Origin of the sequence: Streptomyces sp. CB03234, assembly GCF_001905885.1 — a bacterium.
Lineage (GTDB): Bacteria > Actinomycetota > Actinomycetes > Streptomycetales > Streptomycetaceae > Streptomyces.
The window spans coordinates 507,295-526,481 of record NZ_LIYH01000002.1 but is presented as its reverse complement, the minus strand read 5'-3'; the positions used below and the strand labels follow the sequence as shown (position 1 = coordinate 526,481).

The window sequence follows — 19,187 nt, the reverse complement described above, 5'->3', positions numbered from 1 at the left end:
GGCACCCACGCCAACAAGAGAGGTATGACAATCATGCATGCGATACGACGTGGTCGGCCGGGACGGAGACGTGCCCGGTCGACCGTACTGGCCCTGGTGACGGTGGTGACGCTGGGGCTCACCACGACCGGCATGAGCTCGGCGCAGCAGGGGGCCCAAGAGAAGCCGCAGCGGGTGAGCAGGCTCGACTCGGCGGACCTGCCGGCCACCGCCCCCCTCACCGGGACCGGCAGGTTCGCGGCCGGCTCCGGTGAGGAATGCACCGCCACCGCGCCGGGCTCCAAGGAGCGCCGCGCGGGTGCCGTCGAGTCCTGTGTGACGGTCGCCCCCGCCCCTGCGAAGGCGAAGGCGAAGGCGAAGTCCCGGGCAGCCAGTGCCCCCGCTGCTGCCGCTGCCACCGGCAGCTGCTCCATCACCAACCCCGGCAACTACAGCTACGAGCGCTTCTCGTACTGCGTGACCGGCATCAACGTCACCTACATCCTCCGCGACAGCAGGGGTGTGGAGATCGGACGCGGCGTCCTGGAGGTCTCGACCGGCGCCGACCTGTCCCCGACCGCCACGACCTGGAGCGAGCAGGTCACCGTCAAGATGACGGCCGCCTCCGGCGATGTCACCTCCCTGAACGCCAAGTTCCGAGCGTCCTGCGACGCCGGCTGCACGGCCACCAAGACCGCGCCCTGGTACGGCGGCGCCATCACGCTCGGCCAGACCCTCACCGGCAACGTCACCTACTCCTCGCCCCAGACGACGGGTAGCTCCGCCTCGTTCTTCACGTCCTACGCGATGTACGTGACGTCCCCGAACACGACGCCGACCGACCCGAACGCGTCGTGGAAGAACCCGCGTCAGATCAGGTGCGACCACGCGGTCGGCGGCACTTCGGTGGCGGGCTGTGCCGTCCCCTCCGTCATGGCCGTCGTGCCGATGAAGGCGACGAGCGCGGACGCGGGCGGCGCCGTGGCCGCCTACGGCTGGGCGCAGAACAACCTCAACGGCGCCTGGGGCAAGAAGGGCAGCCCCCTGACCCGGTCGACGAGCGGCGTGGCCGGTCGTACCGCCAGCACGTGCGCCGGTTTCACGGCCCAGACGGACCTCGTCGGCTCTGACAGCTGTGGCGACTTCCCCTTCGGGGAGGCGAAGGAAGGCGGTGCCCCCGGCGACCGGTGCGTCACGGTGATCCCCAACCTCGGCAACGGCGAATGGGACACCTACGTCCTGAACGACGCCAACATCCTGGACCGTACCTCACCCTGCGTGCAGGCCCATGTCACGCCCGCCGAGAAGCAGTTCGCCGACACTCAGCTTGCCGACGGCTTCAAGGATCAGCGCGTGATCGACGCCGACCAGTTCGAGCTGACGTTCTCGTTGCCGGACACCGGCCCGCAGGCCAGCTGCCTGAACGACCCCCCGCCGATCAACCACCTTCCCAACGGCGACGGCTGGTTCTACAACACCACCGAGCCGGTTCCGCTTGTCAACCAGACCGCCCCGGCGGACGGGCCCGGAGTGCGGCCGACCCAGGCGACGGCATGCCTGGGGAGGAAGATCACCGACGGAAGCGGAACCAGCGATCCCGTCACCGGGTGGAAGGACGCGGAGGCGTTCAAGAAGGCGAGCCAAGTCACCAACGGGCTGGCCCGGTGCCATCTCATCGCAAAGGTCCTCGGCGGAATGGGCACGACTGCGGAGACTCGGTCCAACCTCGTCCCCTGCTGGCAGTCCGGGATGAACACGGGCACGCCCAGCATGCGGACCTACGAGAGCATCGCGCAGACGATGATCAAGGACCCCGCCTCCAGTCTCGGAGCGAACGACGCGGTCTTCTACCAGGTGACACCCGTCTACAAGGACGCGAACAGCACCATTCCGGTGGGCGTCACCATGAGCGCTAACATCCAACGGGCGAACGGGACGACCGAGGTGCTGTTCCCCAGCGTCTACGTCACCAACACCCTGCAGAACACCGGGACGCTCAACCTCGGTAACTGATACACAGATCCGCACCAGTGCACGCCAACGGGAGCCGGCATGAGTTTCACCACCCCACCGCGGCCGTTCGACATCACCGCGCTCTTCCCTCAGATGGCCCCGCTGGCGCGCAAGGCGACCCGGCTGCACCCGCGTCCGGGGTTGCCGACGGTGCAGGACAGCTCCGTCGGCGGGCCGCTGCTGTGGCCCGCCGACGAGCCGTGGCCGTACTGCGACGAGCCGCATGACAGGCACGCGGCGCCGGTGGTCCACTCACCGGACGACATCCGGCTCCTCCGCCGCGTCCTTGCCGCATCGGCCGAGCGGCTGCACCTCGACCCCGAGGCAGCCCAGTGGACTCCCGAGGAGCTGGAGACCTTGGAGCGGATCAGGGCGGGCCGCCCGTGGTTCGACGGCCCGATCCCCCTCCTGCCCGTGGCCCAGATGTACGCCCGCGACGTCCCCTTCCCCTGTCCGCCCGACGCGGACCTCCTCCAAGTCCTGTGGTGCCCCTTCGACCACGCGGAATACGCCCACCCCAAAACCGCACTCTTCTGGCGCTCCTCCGCCACCGTCACCGACGTCCTCAACGCACCGCCCGAGCCGCCGATCGTCCAGCTCGGCTACTACCTCCCGGAGCCGTGCCTGTTGTCACCGGAGCAGGTCACTGAGTTTCCCCACCCCAGGGAGCTGGACAACGAGCTGCGGGAGCAGTTGGACGACGCGAGCCGCTGGGGGTCGATCGACCCCTCGCAGTACAGCACGTACACGCACGACCTGGGCGAGCTCTACCTGGGCAACCTCTCCACCGCCCCCGGCTGGAAGACCGGCGGCTGGACCAGCTGGGGTGACATCGACCCCGTCGACCGCCCCTGCCCCGAGTGCGGCACCGAGGAGGTCCCGCTCCTCACCATCGCCTCCTCGGAGTGGGACGGCATCAGCAAGTCCTGGATCGCCGAGGAGGAACCGACGAACCCGGCCCCGCCTCCCCTGGGCGCTCGGGACGGCAACTTCACCTTGATCGACATCGTCGGCGGCTACAACCTCCAGCTCCACGTCTGCCCGGCCGACCCGTCCCACCCCCATATCGAGCTGGTCCAGTAAGCAAGCCCTGCGCCCGAGTACACCGAGACGCCACGAGCGCGCTTCCGGTACCTCGGAGAACTGAGCTCTGTCGGCGGGCCGCTCCTTTGGCCCGCCGACGACCCCTGGCCGCACCGCGAAGGACCGGACCAGCCGCACGTGATTTCGGGCGCATCACACTAGGCTCCAGATGTATGCGAGTTCATCTTCTTGGCGGAGACGGGAGTAGCGCGACTGTGGGTCTCGACTCTGCGCCCGCTACAGAATGTGACGGATTCGCACGGGGGTGCTAGTAGGGTAATGTGACCATCCGTGATAAGCCCCAATGACCTCACTGTTGCTTCTCAGCACCGAGCAGGCGATGTGGGGTCCTCCGAGACCCGCCGGAGAAAGGGCATACGTCGGTCGCGCCGGTGGATGCTCCCCGCGCTGATCGCCATCGCATACATAGTTCTCCAGATCATCGGCAGGCCCACCCTGGCGCCGGCCAATGACGCCTACCGTTACAACCAGGCCGCGCTGCAGTTCCTCGGTGACTCTCCGGAGCAGGCGCACCGGACCGCGTTGAAGGCGTACTGCCACGACAAGGTGCGACGGGAGATGCGCTCCCACGAGCTGAAGCCGGAGAACCTGCGCGATGACGCTGCTCCGTACCCCACGCCGGGGAAAGGGTTCTCCGCCTGCATGGCGGAGTCGGCTGACGGGCTGAAACCGCTCAGCCCTCGCTATGAGCGCATATTCGATGTCCGGCCGGGGTTCCCGGTGCTGGCCGCGCCGTTTGTCGCCGTGTTCGGCGCGGGTTCGGGACTGCTCGTCACCTCGGTCCTGTTCACCGTTGCCGGCGGCCTCTTTGCCTACCTGCTGCTGCGCGCCGTAGGGGCACCTGCAAGGTTCGCCCTACTCGGCCAGGCCTTCTTCTACGCCTGCCCGATCGGCTGGTGGGGTGGATATCCCCTCACAGAGGGCCCCGTACTCGCTCTTACCATGAGTGCCTTGTTGGGTGCGTGGTGGCTGTTCAACCGTCGCCTTACCGCAGGAGCGATCCTGCTCGCCGGGTCCATGGTGGTGGGCACAGCTGTCAAGTACTCGACTTTCCTGCTCATCGCGGGGGCATTGGCGGCCGCTGCGATGGTGTGCCTGGCACTAGTGGCCGGCACGAGGCATCGGGGCACGTATTTCATGGCTGCCCTGAATGCGGCCGTGGTTCTCGGGATCGGTGCGCTCAGCATGCACTACAACCTGCCGGGCAGTACCGAGACGTTGCAGGACACTTTCACTGATCACTTCGCCCAGCCCGATGTCGCCGCCCCCTGGCCCATGCTGGTCGAGCTGAACGGCAACTACTGGACCCACTGGATTCAGGAGCAGGTCCGCAGCCCCTGGCTTGTCGTTGCTGTCGGCCTCGGCGCATGGGGCCTGTTCCGGCACAGCCGTGCGCTCGGCTGGATCGTTCTGGCCGTCGGACTGACGGGCATCGCGGCCGAGATCGCGCACCCCGTCGACAGCCAGGGCGACCGGCTCATGCTCAACGTGTGGGTTATCGCCGTCGTCGGTTTGCCCCTCCTGCTCCACCAGCTCATCCAGGGCCGTGAGAGGGTTCCGCAGCTTCCTGTTGCCGGCACCACATCCGACAGCCAGCCCGTGTCCCGGAGCGCTCACTGAATTGAGGTCCGTCCTGCGGGTCCCGCAGGACGGACCTCAATTCAGCCGCGTCGCAGGAGCGCCCTGGCCCTGTGGCCAAGGCCCCAGGCGGTCACCCGCCACAGCGCCTCCGCCACGATCGCGCGGCTCATCTTGCTGTCGCCCCGCTCCCGCTCGACAAAGGTGATCGGCACCTCGACGACATGGAAACCGGATCTCACGGTCCGCCAGGCCAGATCAACCTGGAAGCAGTACCCCTGGGAGGCGACCTCGGCCATACCCAGTCCTTCCAGCGTCTCTTTGCGGAACGCCCGGAAGCCGCCGGTCACATCGCGGATGGGTACTCCGAGCATCAGACGGGAGTAGAGGCTGCCGCCTCGCGACAGGAACTCCCGGGACTTGGGCCAATTCACTACGCTCCCGCCGGGTACCCAACGCGACCCGAGCACCAGATCCGCACCGGGCAGCGCCGTAAGCAGGCGGGGCAGTTCCTCGGGGCGGTGAGAGCCATCGGCGTCCATCTCGACCAGGACGCCGTAATCGTTCTCGATGCCCCAGCCGAACCCGGCCAGATACGCCGCGCCGAGGCCTTCTTTGCCCTTGCGGTGCAGGACGTGAATATGGCTGTCGTCGGCTGCGAGCTCGTCCGCGATCTTGCCGGTGCCGTCCGGACTGTTGTCGTCGACAACAAGAATGTGCGCATCGGGCACGGAACTACGGACCCGAGAGGTAATCGCCGCGATGTTCTCGGCCTCGTTGTAGGTCGGAATGATCACCAACACCGTGCCGAGCGGGCCTGTGGTCCGCTGACCGCCTTCACTCACTGTGTATCCACCTCGTGTGCTTGCCGGTACAGAGGCCCGGCTGGTCCCCGTGAGCATACGGGCCTGAACGCGAACGGCAGTGCGAGGGGTGATAAGGGCGCCTGTATGGGAAATGGGCCTATCGGCCCCGAGGCGCGGCCGTCGCTGCGCTGTGGTCGCCATTGGGCAGGGTGAAGAACAGTCCGCCGACGACCTGATAGCCGGAGCTCCAGGGCACTCGGTGTGCGCCCGGAGCCCGGTGGTGTTCACAAATGCCCCTGGCAGGAGCCATGCCGTCGGTTTGGGCTTCGCGGCAGTGGTGCGCCGGCCGGGATGCCGCCGTCAGGGCGTACGTGCCTCGACCCGCTCCGCCTCGCGAGGGCCGTGCGCCCGGCGCCGGTCCGGTGCGGCGGCCGTGTCGCGGCGTACCAGCACCGTCCCGACGACGCAGGCGAGGGCCGCCAGGGCGAAGCCGTACGCCGGGGTGCGGCCGGAAGGGGCCGTCTCGTAGACGAGGGCGGCGGACAGCACCATCAGGACGCGGCCCGCGCGGCCGTCCCACGCCGTGGCGGCCACCACGGTGGCGCCCCACAGCAGGTACCAGGGCTGGACCATCGGCGAGAGGGCCACCAGGGCGACGAGGGCCAGGCCCAGGGCGTGGACCGGGTCGAGACGGCCGCGCGCCGAGCGCCACGCCAGGTACGCGATGAGCGCGAGCGCCGCCGCGAGGCCCAGGCGCTGGACGGCTGCCTTGACCGGGTCCGGGTCCGCCCCCAGCAGCAGGTGCAGCAGCTCGCCCAGGGCGAGGCCCACGTCGCTGGTGGCCGAGAGCGCGGTGTGGATCGTCCCGGCGACGCTCTGCGTGCGCAGCCAGCCGAACCCCGTGCCGGCGGCCACCGTCGCGCCCACGGCCACCGCCCCGGCGATCACCCCCGGTACCAGCAGCCCCTTCGCCACGCGCCGTACGCGCGGGCCGGTCGCCGCCCTGCCGACGATCACGCCGATCAAGAGGAGCGCCACGGCGGCCGGGGACTTGACCATCATCGCGAGGCCCACGACCGCGCTGCCCGCCATCCACCTACCGCGCCGGGCGAGAACCACGCCCGCCAGCATGAGGGCGATCATCAGCCCGTCGTTGTGCATGCCGCCGACCACGTGCATGAGCAGGAGCGGGTTGAGCGCGCCGAGCCAGAGAGCACCGCGCTCCCCTTCCTCACCACGCTCCCGGCCCAGTCGGCGCAGCGCCCACACGATCAGGGCCAGCGCCGCCACGGCGATCAGCCGCATGCCGAGTACCGCAGGCACGATCGTCCCGCCGGTGGTCCAGGTCACCGCCTGCGCCAGCACCAGGAAGACCGGCCCGTACGGGGCGGGTGTGTCCGTCCAGTGGCCGCCGACGCTCGCGGCGGCGTCCCCGCCGAGGCCGGCCGGGTCCAGGACGGAGGGACCGGCGCCGTACACGTCGTGGCCCTCCAGGACCATCGCGCCCTGGGCGATGTAGCTGTACACGTCGGCGCTGTAGAGGGGCGGGGCGAGAAGCAGGGGGGCGGCCCACCAGGCGAGCGTGGTGAGCGTCTCGCGCACGGACGCTCCGGCCCGGCCGTACCCCCACCAGGCGACGACGAGCAGCGTCAGCCCGGTGTACGCGAGGACGGCGGCCGCCGCCGTGACCCCCGGCCCGTGGGGGACCCAGATCCCCCACGGGTCGCGGGCCGGCAGCGTACCGGCGGCCCAGCCGCCCACGGCCGTCGCGACCGACCCGGCCGCGCCGAGCCGGCGGTACCCGACAGCGCTCATTGCCCACATGACCCGCCAACCTATCGGGCGGGCCGTGCCCGCTCGGCTAGGGCTTGGGCAGCGTGCAGCCCGGCCGGCCGAGGTCGATCTTGTTGCCGGTGCCGACGCAGGCGACGATGCCGTACGTCTGCTGGCCGTAGTTGATGCCGTGGCGGACGGTCACGGTGCCGTTCTCGTCCACCTCGCAGGGGTTGTTCATCGTGCAGCGCTGCCCGTCCTCGTTGCCGGTGTTGTTGACGGCGACGACCTTGCCGGTGGCGTTGTCGACGACGGGCGAGCCGGAGGTGCCGCCGATGGTGTCGCAGGCGGCGGTGTAACGGACGGAGTCCTTCATCGTCCAGCCGGCTTCCTTCAGGCGGTACGCGAAGCCGTCGATGGAGCAGCTGTAGATCCGCTTCCAGTACCCGGAGACGACCTTGATGGCCGTGCCCTGCGCGGGGCGGGTCGCGTTCAGCTCCAGGGCCTTGATGTTGTGGCGCGCCTGAATCTGGGCGTACGTGCTGGTCAGCTCGTACAGGGAGACGTCGGTGTCGGTCATGGTCGCGTACGCGATCTTGGTGGCGCGCAGGGTGGCGACCTTGGTGCCGGCGGAGTTGAGCAGGCTGAAGGTGCGGGTGGAGGGCTTGTCGACGACGACGGTGCCGGGACCGGGCATGCCGCTCTCCAGGCAGTGGCCGTTCGACAGCACGAGCGCGGGATCGGTGGGCTGCGAGCCGGGCACACGGACGACGGAACCGGAGCAGTTGCTGAGCGCGACGGTGCCGGCGAAGTCGACGGCCTTGGTGGTGGGAGCCGGTGCCGGGGCTGGTGCCGGGGCTGCTGTGGCGCTTGTGGCGCCGGCTCCGAGGAGCGCGAGTGCGAGCAGCGCGCCGGCGAGAGGCTTACGCATGTGGGGGGTCCCCTCTGGCGATGACTTTTGTCATGCGCATTCTGAGGGGTGGGGCGGGTGCGGGAGGAGAGCGTTTTCGGCCGTGCGCCCGGGTGCGGCGCCTGTCGCGGGTGGTGGGGCGTGGCCCCTCCGGGCTCACCTCCTCGATGCCGGCGGCCTTGGGTACGTCGGAAAGGGAGCCCTTCCGGCGCCTCCCCCAAGCTCTGCGGGGGCGACCCTGCACGGCCCCGCCCCGGTCGTACGCCGACTGCGGCCCGGTGGGGCGAGGGAAGCCGGGTGGCCGAGGCCGCGTGCACACGAGATCGGGCGCGCTGGCTCCGACCACGGCGAGAAGGGGCCGTGCAGGGTCGCCCCCGCAGCGGTTGGCGGCGACGAGACCGGGTGGGCACCCCGCCGACCGCGAGGAGGTGAGCCCGGAGGGGCCCCGACCTTGGCCCACCGGCCGCAACCGACCCGGCCACGCCGCGCGCCTCGCCAGCCGCACCCCCCCCGGGGGGTCAGTCGTCCGCGAGGGCCTGGGCGAAGCCGGTGTTGACCGCCAGGAGGCCGCCGTCGACGCGCAGGGTGGTGCCGGTGATCCAGGAGGCGTCCCGGGAGGCGAGGAACGCCACCGCCGCCGCGATGTCCTCGGGTTCACCCACTCGGCCCAGCGGGTAGACCCGGTCGGCCAGGGCGTCCAGGACGTGCTCGCGGCCGGCCCAGGCGCGGGTGCGGACCGTGCCGGGGTTGACCTGGTTGACGCGGACGCCGCGCGGCGCGGCGTCGGCGGCCAGCGTGCGGGTGAGCGAGGCGAGCCCGGCCTTGGCGGCGCTGTACGCGTGGCCGCCGAAGGCCTGCTCGGCGTTGACGGACCCGATGGTGACGATCGCGCCCCGCCCCGACGCCGCCAGGTGCGGCAGCGCCGCCCGTGCGCACCGCAGCGCGCCGATCAGGGTGACGTCCAGGGACCGCTGCCAGGTCTCGTCGGCCTCGTCGCGGAGGCTCGGCGCGTCCGGGGTGCGGGCGAAGGCGTTGTTGACGAGGACGTCCAGGCGCCCGAAGGTCTCCACGGCGTACGCCACCGCCGCCTCGACCGCGGCCGTGTCGCCCACGTCGCAGCCGTACGCCGCCGCCCCGGGGATCGTCCCGGCGACCTCCCGTGCGAGGTCCTCGTCGATGTCGGCGATCAGCACCCGGGCGCCCTCGGCGGCGAGTCGGCGCGAGGTCGCCTCGCCGATGCCGCGTGCCGCGCCGGTGATCAGTACGCCGTACCCGTCGAAACGTCGCAGAGCGGCCATCCGCCGATGATGCCCGCCCGGGTGCGGGCGATCAAGGGTCCCTCGCGCGGGGGCGAAGTGGCACAAAACACGAGGCGCCCCACCCGCCACCGCCGTAAGCTCGCGACATGCAGGTGATCCAGTCCACGAAGCTCGCCAACGTCTGTTACGAAATCCGGGGCCCGGTGCTCGAGGAGGCGATGCGGCTGGAGGCTGCGGGTCACCGGATCCTGAAGCTCAACACCGGCAACCCCGCCGCCTTCGGCTTCGAGTGCCCGCCCGCGATCCTCGAGGACATGCTGCGCAACCTCGGCGAGTCGCACGGGTACGGCGACGCGAAGGGCCTGCTGTCCGCGCGGCGGGCGGTCATGAGTCATTACGAGACCAAGGGCATCCCCCTCTCCGTCGAGGACATCTACCTCGGCAACGGCGTCTCGGAGCTGATCCAGATGTCGATGCAGGCGCTGCTCGACGACGGTGACGAGGTCCTCGTACCGGCCCCGGACTATCCGCTGTGGACGGCGTCGGTGTCCCTCGCGGGCGGTACGGCGGTGCACTACCGCTGCGACGAGCAGGCCGACTGGATGCCGGACCTCGCCGACATCGAGCGCAGGATCACCGATCGCACCAAGGCGATCGTCATCATCAACCCGAACAATCCGACGGGTGCGGTGTACGACGACGAGATGCTGCGCGGGCTGACGGAGATCGCGCGGCGGCACAATCTGGTCGTCTGCTCGGACGAGATCTACGACAAGATCCTGTACGACGGGGTCACGCACACACCGACCGCGGCGATCGCGCCCGACCTGCTGGTGCTGACCTTCAACGGCATGTCGAAGAACTACCGGGTGGCCGGTTACCGCAGCGGCTGGCTGGCGGTGTGCGGGCCGAAGGCGCATGCCTCGTCGTACATCGAGGGCCTGACGATCCTGGCGAACATGCGGCTGTGCGCCAACATGCCGGCGCAGCACGCGATCGCCGCCGCGCTCCAGGGGCGGCAGTCGATCGAGGCGCTGGTGCGGCCGGGCGGGCGGCTGCTGGAGCAGCGGGACGTGGCGTACGAGCTGCTGGTGCAGATCCCGGGCGTGACGTGTGTGAAGCCGAAGGGCGCGCTGTACCTGTTCCCGCGGCTCGATCCGGACGTCTACAAGATCAAGGACGACCGGCAGATGGTCCTGGACCTGCTGCGGGCCGAGAAGATCATGGTGGTGCACGGGACGGGCTTCAACTGGCACGAGCCGGACCACTTCCGGATCGTGACGCTGCCGAACGCCACGGATCTGGCGGATGCCGTGACGAGGATCGGGAACTTCCTCGACGGCTACAGCCAGCACTGACCCCCGTACATGGAGTCAGCTCAACTTTAGACAGAATCCAAGGTAGGATGGTCTCCTGTCACCGAGCAGGAGGCCGTCCACCATGTACGAACCGATCCGCACCAAGTCGGTCCACCGGATGGCCGACGACGCCCAGGACCGCATCCCGCACCGTTCGCGCGAGGAGGAGCTGGACATCCAGCTCGCCGGGCACCTCGCCGCCCTGCTCGCCGTCACCGACGAGCTCGGCGACGACGCGGCGGCGGAGCGCATCGCCCAGCAGGTCGCCCGGCTGCGCGGCGCCCCGCCCGCCCGGCACGCGGGCCTGACCGGCGCCGACCCGGCGGCCCTGCACCGCCGCGCGCACGCCCTCGCGGGCCGCGCCCTGGTCGTCGCCGCTTCCCGGGCCGACACGGCCGCCGCGATCCTCTCCGCCGAGCGCATGGACGCGCACACCGCCGCACTGGAGCAGTTCAGCCCGGTCGGCGCCCTCTGACGGCCCCGGTCCGCGCCCGGGGAGGGCGCGGGCCGGGTTGCCACTACTTCGGCCGCGTCAGCGGCGTACCCACACCGTCGCCTCGGCGCTCGACGCCGCGTGGACGTCGTCGCCCGCGTAGCTGACGGTGTACGTGACCGAACCCCGCGTCCGCGGCAGGTCGTTGATCCGGAACGTGCCGTCCGCCGCGACCGCCACCGAGGTGAGCGTGCCGGTGCCGAGCCGGTCGGCGCGCTGGACCGCGAGCGCGATCCCGGCGGGCAGCGCGGGCCCCTGCGCGGTGAACGTGCCGGTGATCTCCAGGCCCGCGCTCTTGGACGCCTCGGCGGGCGCGGTGAGCGTGATCGCGCTCGGGGCCTTGGCCACGGACACGGTCAGGCTGACGTCCTCGGCCGGGCGGTGCGTCAGGTCGCCGAGGAAGGACAGCGTGTACGTCGCCTCCCCCACCCGCGCGGGTACGTCGAGCACGGTGAACGTCCCGTCGGCTGCCACCTCGGCGGGGGCGGTCTTGCGCGTGCCGTCCGCGTCGGTGCGTACGGCCGTCACCTTGACCGGCTCGGTGGGCGCGGGCCCGTCCAGCTCCAGGCGGCCCCGGATGCCGACCGGCTCGCCGACGACGGCCTGGCCGGGGGTGGAGGTGAGCCCGCCGGTGAAGCGGGAGTCGTACTGGGCGGCCGGCGGCTGGATGATGTGCAGCCAGAAGGCGTTGCCGGGCGCGTTGGTGGTGAGCGCGAAGAGCCGGGAGCCGTCCGCGGACCACTCAAGGCCCCGCGGGACGACCCGGTTGCCGTCGAGCTCGCCCTCGTAGGCGAATTCCAGCGCCGTGGTGCCGTTCGCCGGGTCGGCGGGCTGGATCAGCAGGTCGGGCGTGGAGCCGGTGGCCGAGGCACCGCGCGCGACGTACTTCCCGTCGCCGCTGAAGGCGACCCCGGAGGCGACCGCCCCTTCGGGCAGCGGCTGGTACGGGGCCGGGGCGTCGGACAGGTCACCGGAGTTCAGCAGCCGGGTGCCGTGGGCGGCGTCCGCGACCGCGAGGCGCTTGCCGTCCGCGCTGACGGCCAGGTCCTTCAGGTCCAGGCCGCCTTTGCCCTCGGCGTCCGCGAAACGGCGGGCGTCGCCCCGTACGGGAGTGGCGCCGCTGGTGTCGAAGGACGTCAGGGCGGGGTCGGTGGCCTTCTCGTTCTTGACCTGGCCCATGAACAGACGGTTCTCGGCGCCCGCGCCGGTCTCCAGCAGCATCCGGCCAGTGATGTTCCAGGCGGTGACGTTGTAGGCGCCGCCGCTGACGAAGTCGAGTCCGTGAACGGCGTACGCGCACTCGGACTCGTACTGGGCGTTCCCCCTGGTGTGCCACTGCTTGCCGCCCGAGAAGGCGAGTTCCCGCCCGCACGTGTCGCTGTACGCCGGGGTCCGGCCGGTCAGCTGGAGCGTGGCGGTGTCGTACGTGGCGATGGACTCGCGCTCGCCGGCGTACAGGGTCGTGCCGTCGGTGCTCAGCGCGAGTCCGGTGACCGGGCTCGCGCCGGTCAGGGTTGCGATCTGCTGACCCTGGAAGTTGTAGACGAGGACCTGGCCCTTGTCGTTGTAGTAGTAGGACCGCTTGTCCGCGATGTACACGCGCTCACGCGCGGAGTCGACGACCATCGCGGAGTACGAGGAGATCGGCAGCTTGGCGACGACCTCGCTCGCGTCGGCGGCGTACGCGGCAGGTGCGGCGGCCGCGACCAGGCCTCCCGTGCCGAGCGTGAGCGAGAGGGCGACGAGCGTGGATGTGACGCGTCGTCGCGAACGTACGGATCGTACGGATCGTACGGATGTACTCAACTGAGCCCCCCACAGGCATGATTGGCCCCCTCCGTGAGGAGAGGGACACGTGGGGGAAATGTAACTGCCGTGCACAGCTTGTGCACAAGGGTTCGAAAACCGGGCGTGGGAAAGTTCGGCCCCCGGAGCCTGAGGGGACTCCGGGGGCCGATCGCATCGCGGCGGGTCATTCGTGAACCCACAGGTCAGGGCGGATGCAGGCTGACCCGCCGCGAAGTCTTCCGGGTCAGCCCAGGCGGGCGACCAGCGAGCGGTACTCGTCCCACAGTTCCTTCGGCGTGTGGTCGCCGAAGGTGTTGAGGTGCTCGGGGATCAGGGCGGCCTCCTCGCGCCAGACCTCGGTGTCGACCTTCAGCAGGAAGTCGAGGTCCTCCTCCGGCAGGTCGAGCCCGTCCGTGTCGAGGGCCCCGCGCGTCGGCAGGATGCCGATCGGCGTCTCGACGCCCTCGGCCTTGCCGTCCAGGCGCTCGACGATCCACTTGAGCACGCGGCTGTTCTCACCGAAGCCGGGCCAGACGAACTTGCCCGCGTCGTTCTTGCGGAACCAGTTGACGTAGTAGATCTTCGGCAGCTTGGACCGGTCGGCGGCGTTCTTGCCGACCTTGATCCAGTGGGCCATGTAGTCGCCCATGTTGTAGCCGCAGAACGGCAGCATGGCGAACGGGTCGCGGCGCAGCTCGCCGACCTTGCCCTCGGCGGCGGCGGTCTTCTCGCTCGCCACGTTCGCGCCGAGGAAGACGCCGTGGTTCCAGTCGAAGGACTCGGTGACCAGCGGGACGGCGGTGGCGCGGCGGCCGCCGAACAGGATCGCCGAGATCGGCACGCCCTTGGGGTCCTCCCACTCGGGCGCGATGATCGGGCACTGCGAGGCGGGGACGGTGAAGCGGGCGTTGGGGTGGGCGGCCGGGGTGTCGGAGTCCGGCGTCCAGTCGTTGCCCTTCCAGTCCGTGAGGTGCGCCGGGGCCGTCTCGGTCATGCCCTCCCACCACACGTCGTTGTCGTCGGTGAGCGCGACGTTGGTGAAGACGGCGTTGCCCCACAGGGTCTTCATGGCGTTGGCGTTGGTGTGCTCGCCGGTGCCGGGCGCGACGCCGAAGAAGCCCGCCTCGGGGTTGATCGCGTACAGCCGGCCGTCCTCGCCGAACCGCATCCACGCGATGTCGTCGCCGATCGTCTCGACGGTCCAGCCGGAGATCGTGGGCTCCAGCATCGCGAGGTTGGTCTTGCCGCACGCGGACGGGAAGGCGGCGGCGACGTACTTGGGCTCGCCCTGCGGCGGGGTGAGCTTGAGGATCAGCATGTGCTCGGCGAGCCAGCCCTCGTCGCGGGCCATGACGGACGCGATGCGCAGGGCGTAGCACTTCTTGCCGAGGAGGGCGTTGCCGCCGTAGCCGGAGCCGTACGACCAGATCTCGCGGCTCTCGGGGAAGTGCGAGATGTACTTGGTGGAGTTGCAGGGCCACGGGACGTCCTGCTCGCCTTCGGCGAGGGGGGCGCCGAGGGTGTGGACGGCTTTCACGAAGAAGCCGTCGGTGCCGAGCTCGTCGAGGACCGCCTGGCCCATGCGGGTCATGGTGCGCATGGAGACGGCGACGTACGCGGAGTCGGTGATCTCGACGCCGATGGCGGAGAGCGGCGAGCCGAGGGGGCCCATGCAGAAGGGCACGACGTACATGGTGCGGCCCTTCATGGAGCCGCGGAAGATCCCCTTGTCGCCCGCGAAGATCTCCTTCATCTCCGCCGGGGCCTTCCAGTGGTTGGTCGGGCCCGCGTCCTCCTCCTTCTCGGAGCAGATGAAGGTGCGGTCCTCCACGCGTGCGACGTCCGTCGGGTCGGACGCGGCGTAGTACGAGTTCGGACGCTTGATGGCGTCGAGCTTGCGGAACGTGCCCTTGGCGACGAGCTCCCCGCACAGGCGCTCGTACTCGGCCTCTGAACCGTCACACCAGACGACGTTGTCCGGCTGCGTGATGCTTGCGATCTCGTCGACCCAGGAGATCAGCTCCTGGTGGTTGGTGGGGACGGTGGTGGGAGCCGCATTACCGCGCGCCACGATTGCTCCTTGTTGAGGGGTTTTGGGTTGTCTGCCCCGTGGGGGCTGCGACCCGGATGCTTCACTGCATGGATCTCTTGGCGCTCATCCGGTGCCGACCGCACTCATCTGATCATCCGTGCCTTGTGCGCATATGTCCAGAGGACCTCTCACGTGAGCATGGCCACTCGCTCCTGGTACCTACGGAGGCGTCGGTAGCATTCCGGGCATGACTGCAGCCAGGTCCGAAGTGACCGAGATAGAACCTCCGCCGGTGAAACCGAGGCTGCGCGGCTGGCTGCACGCGGGCATGTTCCCCGCCGCGCTCGTCGCGGGCATCGTCCTCACGGTGCTCGCCGACTCGACGCGCGGCAAGATCGCCTGCGGCATCTACGCCGTGACAGCCTGCCTGCTCTTCGGAGTGAGCGCCCTCTACCACCGGGGCGACTGGGGCCCGCGCGCCACCGCCGTACTGCGCCGGCTGGACCACGCCAATATCTTTCTGATCATCGCGGGCACCTATACCCCGCTGACCCTGCTCCTGCTCCCCGACTCCACCGGGCGGGTGCTCTTGTGGGCGGTCTGGGCGGCCGCGGTGGCGGGGATCGCGTTCCGGGTGTTCTGGGTCGGCGCCCCGCGCTGGCTGTACACGCCGTGCTACATCGCGATGGGCTGGGCGGCCGTCTTCTTCCTGCCCGACTTCATGCGCACGGGCGGCATCGCGGTGCTGATCCTGGTGATCGTCGGCGGCGTGCTCTACAGCCTGGGCGGCGTGGTGTACGGGCTCAAGCGCCCGAACCCGTCGCCGCGGTGGTTCGGATTCCACGAGGTCTTCCACTCCCTCACGCTCGCGGCGTTCGTCGCCCACTACGTCGGCATCTCGCTGGTGGCCTACTAGGGGCTGTCCGCCGGACACCCCCCAGTACGCCTGACCCGGATCCCCGGACGGGAAACGGCCGTGGCGCCCCCGCGCCACGGCCGTTCGCCGTTGCGGGGCGATGGCCGACAATGAGCCGCATGGCCGCCGAATTCCTCGACCCGCTCGACCCGCTCGATCCGCTCGATCCGCTCACCCGGGAGCACCGGCCCATGGGGCTGCGGGAGCGCAAGAAGCTCAAGACCCGGATCGCGATCCGCCGGGCCACCTACCGGCTGATCGCCGAGCAGGGGTACGAGGCGACCACCGTCGAGCAGATCGCCGAGGCGGCCGAGGTCTCGCCCAGCACCGTCTTCCGGTACTTCCCGGCCAAGGAGGACATCGTCCTCACCGACGAGTACGACCCGGTCATGGAGGCGGCGCTGCGCGGGCGGCCCGCCGGCGAGGACCCGCTGGAGTCCCTCCGCAGTGTCATCACCCGGACCGTGGCCGCCTTCCTGGAGCACGAGCCGGAGGAGACGCGGCAGCGCGCCCGGCTGTTGGTGGAGGTCCCGGCCGTACGCGCCCGGATGACCGAGACGATGGCCGAGACCTCCCAGATGCTGTCGCGCGTGATGGCGGACCGCACCGGCCGGGCGGCGGACGACCTGGAGGTACGGGTCTTCACCGCCGCCGTGACGGGTGCGCTGCGCGAGGCACTGGTCCACTGGGCCGAGCGCGACCAGCAGGACGACCTGGTCGCGCTCGTGAACCGCGCCCTCGACACGCTCAGGGGCGGGCTTTCGCTGGAGCGCCGCCCCTGACGGGCGTGTCCCCCTTTCCGCAGGCCACGCCGTCCCGGTTCGGGTCGAGCCGCAGCGGGTCGTCCTTGCCGTTGACCTTCAGGCGGCCGTAGTCGTGGACCGCCAGCCAGTCGCAGCGGGCCTTCGTCGTCGCCTTCACCGACCGCGGGAACACCGTCGGTACGCACACCCCGGCCGTGCCGTAGTGCCGGTCGCACCCGGCGATCCGGGGGCTGACCGGCGCCGCGTCCCGCTTCTTCAGCGGCTTCTTGGGGGTGGCGGCGAGATCGCCGGCGAAGTCGTGGACGTGCGCCGACCTCTCCGCCTCCGCCGCCATCGCCGCCGGTCCGCCCAGGTGCACCCACTGGGCGATGGACGGGATGCCGTTCGCGTCGACCGCGAAGAGCATGTACCAGCCGGGCGGGGCGAGGTTCGGGTTGCCGGTGACGTTCAGGTCGACCGTACGGTCGTCGATGACGGACAGCGGCAGGTCCACGAACCGCTGGTTGGGGTCGGAGGAGTGGGTGACGGCCGCCGGGCGGATCAGCTCCGCCTTGGCGATCGGACGGTCCACCGTGATCCGCTGGGTGTCGCCGTAGTTCCACCGGCTGTCGATCACCGAGGTGATCTGCGGGCGCGCGCCCTTCAGCAGGTACGGGGGCGTGTAGATCGACACGTCGTGGTTGTACGAGCCGTTGCCGGGGTTGTCGCCGACCGCCATCACCCGGCCGTCGGGCAGCAGGAACGCCGACGAGTGGTACCCGCGCGGCACCGGGTCGGCGGCCATGCCCGCCTGGTACGTGTCGGTGGCCGGGTCGAAGATCGACGCCTCGAACACCGGGTCGGCCCGGTCGTGCAGCGCGCCGCCGGTCTCCAGGACCTTGCCGTCGGGCAGCAGCACCGCCGACACGTACATCTTCCCCTCGTCGCCGGTCTGCGGGCGCTTGCCCTGGCCCTGGTCGACCAGGCCGTGCGGGATCGGCGGCCCGGCCACGTAACCCGGGTTGGGCTGCTTGAGGTCGATGATGTCGGTGAGGCGGTTGGCGGCGGGGTTGCGCTCGTTGTTGCCGCCGCCGATGGTCAGCACCCGCTGGTCCTGGGCGGGCGGCAGCAGGACGCTCGCGGACTCGTCGCGCTCGTCCTTGTTCCTCAGGCCGGGGACGTCGGTGATGGTGTTCTTGTCGTAGTCGTAGATCGAGGCGCCGGTGCCCGGGGTGCCATTGCCGAAGGTGTGGCTGCCGGAGTAGAACAGCCGCCCGTCCTGCATCAGGATCATCGACGGGTACAGGCCCCAGTACGACCAGGTCTGCTTGACCTCGTTGACCGGTAGCCACTTGTTCTGTACGGCCGAGAACTTCTCCGCCGTCACATTGCCGGTGGAGTCCTCCTTCAGGCCGCCGAAGGAGATGACGTCACCATTGCCGAGGATCGTCGCCGACGGGTACCAGTGCCCGTCGTGCATGTCGTTGGTCTTCACGTACGACTCGGTGGCGGGGTCGAAGATGTACGAGTCCTTCAGGCCCTGGTAGCCGATCTTGCCGTCGGCGGACGGGTAGCCCTTGTTGCCGCTCATCACCAGCACCCGGCCGTCGGAGAGCTGCACATGGCCGGCGCAGAACATGTCGACGGGGGTGGGGATGGTCTTGAAGGAACCGTTCACCGGGTCGTACACGGCGGAGGTGAAGGTGCCGGCCCTGAACATCTCCGGGTCGTTGCCGGAGCCGGCGATCAGCAGCACCTTGCCGTTGTGGAGGACGACGGAGTGCATGGAGCGGACCGGGTTCTTGGTGGCCAGGACCTCCCACTTGCCCTTGGCGCACTCCTCGGCGGTGCCGGTGCAGACCGGGTCGGGCGCGGGCGGGGTGACCTCCTCCATCACGTAGTCGTCGGTGGTGACGCTGCCGGTGCCGAAGACGGACACGCCCCAGGCGATCTTGTCGGTGCCGGGCGGCACGACGGGCGTGCGCACCTCGGCGCGGGTGTAGGAGGCGGCGAGCGGGAGGGTCTTGAGGTCGGTCCAGTACTGCCAGCCGGCGGTCGTGTCGTGCCGGAAGAGGGTGATGGCCGTGTCCGGGGTCGTCGACTTGTACCAGAGGGACAGGTCGTACTGCCGCTCGGCGGCGACGGCCGGGGCGCAGGCGTTGGACTCGGTGATCAGGGCCTTGCGGTCGCCGTCGACGCGGCGGGTCAGCTCGACCTTCATGGCGCTGGTGCCGGTGTGGGCGTCGGTGGTGGTGGTGAAGGTGAAGTCGTTGTTCCCCCAGCCGGACGTGGACCAGCATTCGGGCATGCCGGTGTGGTCCGTGCCCGGGGTTTCGAAGCCGGGGTTCTTGATGAGGTTGATCCCGGCGGCCGCCGGGGGCTGGGCGGCCAGGAGGAGGCCGGAGGTCATGGCGCCGATGGCGAACAGGGCCGCT

General features: G+C 70.2%; 14 protein-coding genes. 7 read left to right on the top strand and 7 right to left on the bottom strand.

The window, feature by feature from the left end:
* Positions 1-33 precede the first annotated feature (33 nt).
* The 3 genes from AMK26_RS09205 to AMK26_RS09195 all read left to right on the top strand — a co-directional run bounded on the left by AMK26_RS09205 (position 34) and on the right by AMK26_RS09195 (position 4,716).
* Positions 34-1,992, top strand: a complete 1,959-nt coding sequence (locus AMK26_RS09205; RefSeq protein WP_107420904.1) for a DNA/RNA non-specific endonuclease — start codon at positions 34-36, stop codon at positions 1,990-1,992.
* Between the two features lie 39 nt (positions 1,993-2,031).
* A complete protein-coding gene (locus AMK26_RS09200; protein ID WP_073753995.1) occupies positions 2,032-3,075 on the top strand; it encodes a hypothetical protein in 1,044 nt (347 codons plus the stop codon).
* A 396-nt stretch (positions 3,076-3,471) separates the two neighbouring features.
* Positions 3,472-4,716 carry a hypothetical protein gene (locus AMK26_RS09195; protein ID WP_073753993.1) on the top strand — a complete coding sequence of 415 codons (1,245 nt, stop codon included), beginning with the start codon at positions 3,472-3,474 and terminating at the stop codon, positions 4,714-4,716.
* 41 nt (positions 4,717-4,757) lie between these two features.
* Here AMK26_RS09195 and AMK26_RS09190 read toward each other — a convergent pair whose 3' ends face one another.
* The 4 genes from AMK26_RS09190 to AMK26_RS09175 form a co-directional block, all read right to left on the bottom strand.
* Positions 4,758-5,519 carry a polyprenol monophosphomannose synthase gene (locus AMK26_RS09190; RefSeq protein WP_198944020.1) on the bottom strand — a complete coding sequence of 254 codons (762 nt, stop codon included), beginning with the start codon at positions 5,517-5,519 and terminating at the stop codon, positions 4,758-4,760.
* Between the two features lie 321 nt (positions 5,520-5,840).
* The gene (gene mptB, locus AMK26_RS09185; protein WP_073753989.1) at positions 5,841-7,304 is read right to left on the bottom strand and encodes a polyprenol phosphomannose-dependent alpha 1,6 mannosyltransferase MptB; all 1,464 of its coding nucleotides are present in this window, start codon (positions 7,302-7,304) and stop codon (positions 5,841-5,843) included.
* 37 nt (positions 7,305-7,341) lie between these two features.
* Positions 7,342-8,184 carry a S1 family peptidase gene (locus AMK26_RS09180; protein ID WP_073753987.1) on the bottom strand — a complete coding sequence of 281 codons (843 nt, stop codon included), beginning with the start codon at positions 8,182-8,184 and terminating at the stop codon, positions 7,342-7,344.
* A 497-nt stretch (positions 8,185-8,681) separates the two neighbouring features.
* Entirely contained in the window at positions 8,682-9,461 is a 780-nt protein-coding gene (locus AMK26_RS09175) for an SDR family NAD(P)-dependent oxidoreductase (protein WP_073753985.1), read from the bottom strand.
* Between the two features lie 107 nt (positions 9,462-9,568).
* On the opposite strand from AMK26_RS09175, the gene AMK26_RS09170 reads away from it, so the two are divergent.
* Together AMK26_RS09170 and AMK26_RS09165 are read left to right on the top strand one after the other, a co-directional pair.
* Entirely contained in the window at positions 9,569-10,780 is a 1,212-nt protein-coding gene (locus tag AMK26_RS09170; protein ID WP_073753983.1) for a pyridoxal phosphate-dependent aminotransferase, read from the top strand.
* 82 nt (positions 10,781-10,862) lie between these two features.
* On the top strand, positions 10,863-11,255 hold the full coding sequence (locus tag AMK26_RS09165) for an SCO4983 family protein (protein ID WP_073753981.1): 393 nt from the start codon (positions 10,863-10,865) through the stop codon (positions 11,253-11,255).
* A gap of 57 nt (positions 11,256-11,312) precedes the next feature.
* On the opposite strand, the gene AMK26_RS09160 is transcribed toward AMK26_RS09165, so the two are convergent.
* Complete coding sequence (locus AMK26_RS09160) at positions 11,313-13,079, bottom strand: Ig-like domain repeat protein (RefSeq protein ID WP_198944019.1); 1,767 nt, start codon at positions 13,077-13,079, stop codon at positions 11,313-11,315.
* Positions 13,080-13,305: 226 nt separating this feature from the next.
* The gene (locus AMK26_RS09155) at positions 13,306-15,132 is read right to left on the bottom strand and encodes a phosphoenolpyruvate carboxykinase (GTP) (protein ID WP_073753979.1); all 1,827 of its coding nucleotides are present in this window, start codon (positions 15,130-15,132) and stop codon (positions 13,306-13,308) included.
* Positions 15,133-15,340: 208 nt separating this feature from the next.
* Between AMK26_RS09155 and trhA the strand changes: the two genes are divergently transcribed.
* Entirely contained in the window at positions 15,341-16,009 is a 669-nt protein-coding gene (gene trhA, locus AMK26_RS09150) for a PAQR family membrane homeostasis protein TrhA (RefSeq protein ID WP_073753977.1), read from the top strand.
* A 119-nt stretch (positions 16,010-16,128) separates the two neighbouring features.
* The gene (locus AMK26_RS09145; protein ID WP_198944018.1) at positions 16,129-16,791 is read left to right on the top strand and encodes an acyl-CoA-like ligand-binding transcription factor; all 663 of its coding nucleotides are present in this window, start codon (positions 16,129-16,131) and stop codon (positions 16,789-16,791) included.
* Here the strand turns inward: AMK26_RS09145 and AMK26_RS09140 are convergent.
* Positions 16,757-19,162, bottom strand: coding sequence for a galactose oxidase early set domain-containing protein (locus tag AMK26_RS09140; RefSeq protein WP_073753975.1), 2,406 nt, complete (start codon positions 19,160-19,162; stop codon positions 16,757-16,759). The genes AMK26_RS09145 and AMK26_RS09140 overlap by 35 nt on opposite strands.
* Positions 19,163-19,187 lie beyond the last annotated feature (25 nt).

Excerpts from the sequence above, each read along its gene's own strand:
- AMK26_RS09205 (WP_107420904.1), top strand. The coding sequence starts at position 34 with ATGCATGCGATACGACGTGGTCGGCCGGGACGGAGACGTGCCCGGTCG.
- AMK26_RS09200 (WP_073753995.1), top strand. The coding sequence starts at position 2,032 with ATGAGTTTCACCACCCCACCGCGGCCGTTCGACATCACCGCGCTCTTC.
- AMK26_RS09195 (WP_073753993.1), top strand. The coding sequence starts at position 3,472 with ATGCTCCCCGCGCTGATCGCCATCGCATACATAGTTCTCCAGATCATC.
- mptB (WP_073753989.1), bottom strand. The coding sequence starts at position 7,304 with ATGTGGGCAATGAGCGCTGTCGGGTACCGCCGGCTCGGCGCGGCCGGG.
- AMK26_RS09180 (WP_073753987.1), bottom strand. The coding sequence starts at position 8,184 with ATGCGTAAGCCTCTCGCCGGCGCGCTGCTCGCACTCGCGCTCCTCGGA.
- AMK26_RS09175 (WP_073753985.1), bottom strand. The coding sequence starts at position 9,461 with ATGGCCGCTCTGCGACGTTTCGACGGGTACGGCGTACTGATCACCGGC.
- AMK26_RS09170 (WP_073753983.1), top strand. The coding sequence starts at position 9,569 with ATGCAGGTGATCCAGTCCACGAAGCTCGCCAACGTCTGTTACGAAATC.
- AMK26_RS09165 (WP_073753981.1), top strand. The coding sequence starts at position 10,863 with ATGTACGAACCGATCCGCACCAAGTCGGTCCACCGGATGGCCGACGAC.
- trhA (WP_073753977.1), top strand. The coding sequence starts at position 15,341 with ATGACTGCAGCCAGGTCCGAAGTGACCGAGATAGAACCTCCGCCGGTG.
- AMK26_RS09145 (WP_198944018.1), top strand. The coding sequence starts at position 16,129 with ATGGCCGCCGAATTCCTCGACCCGCTCGACCCGCTCGATCCGCTCGAT.
- AMK26_RS09140 (WP_073753975.1), bottom strand. The coding sequence starts at position 19,162 with ATGACCTCCGGCCTCCTCCTGGCCGCCCAGCCCCCGGCGGCCGCCGGG.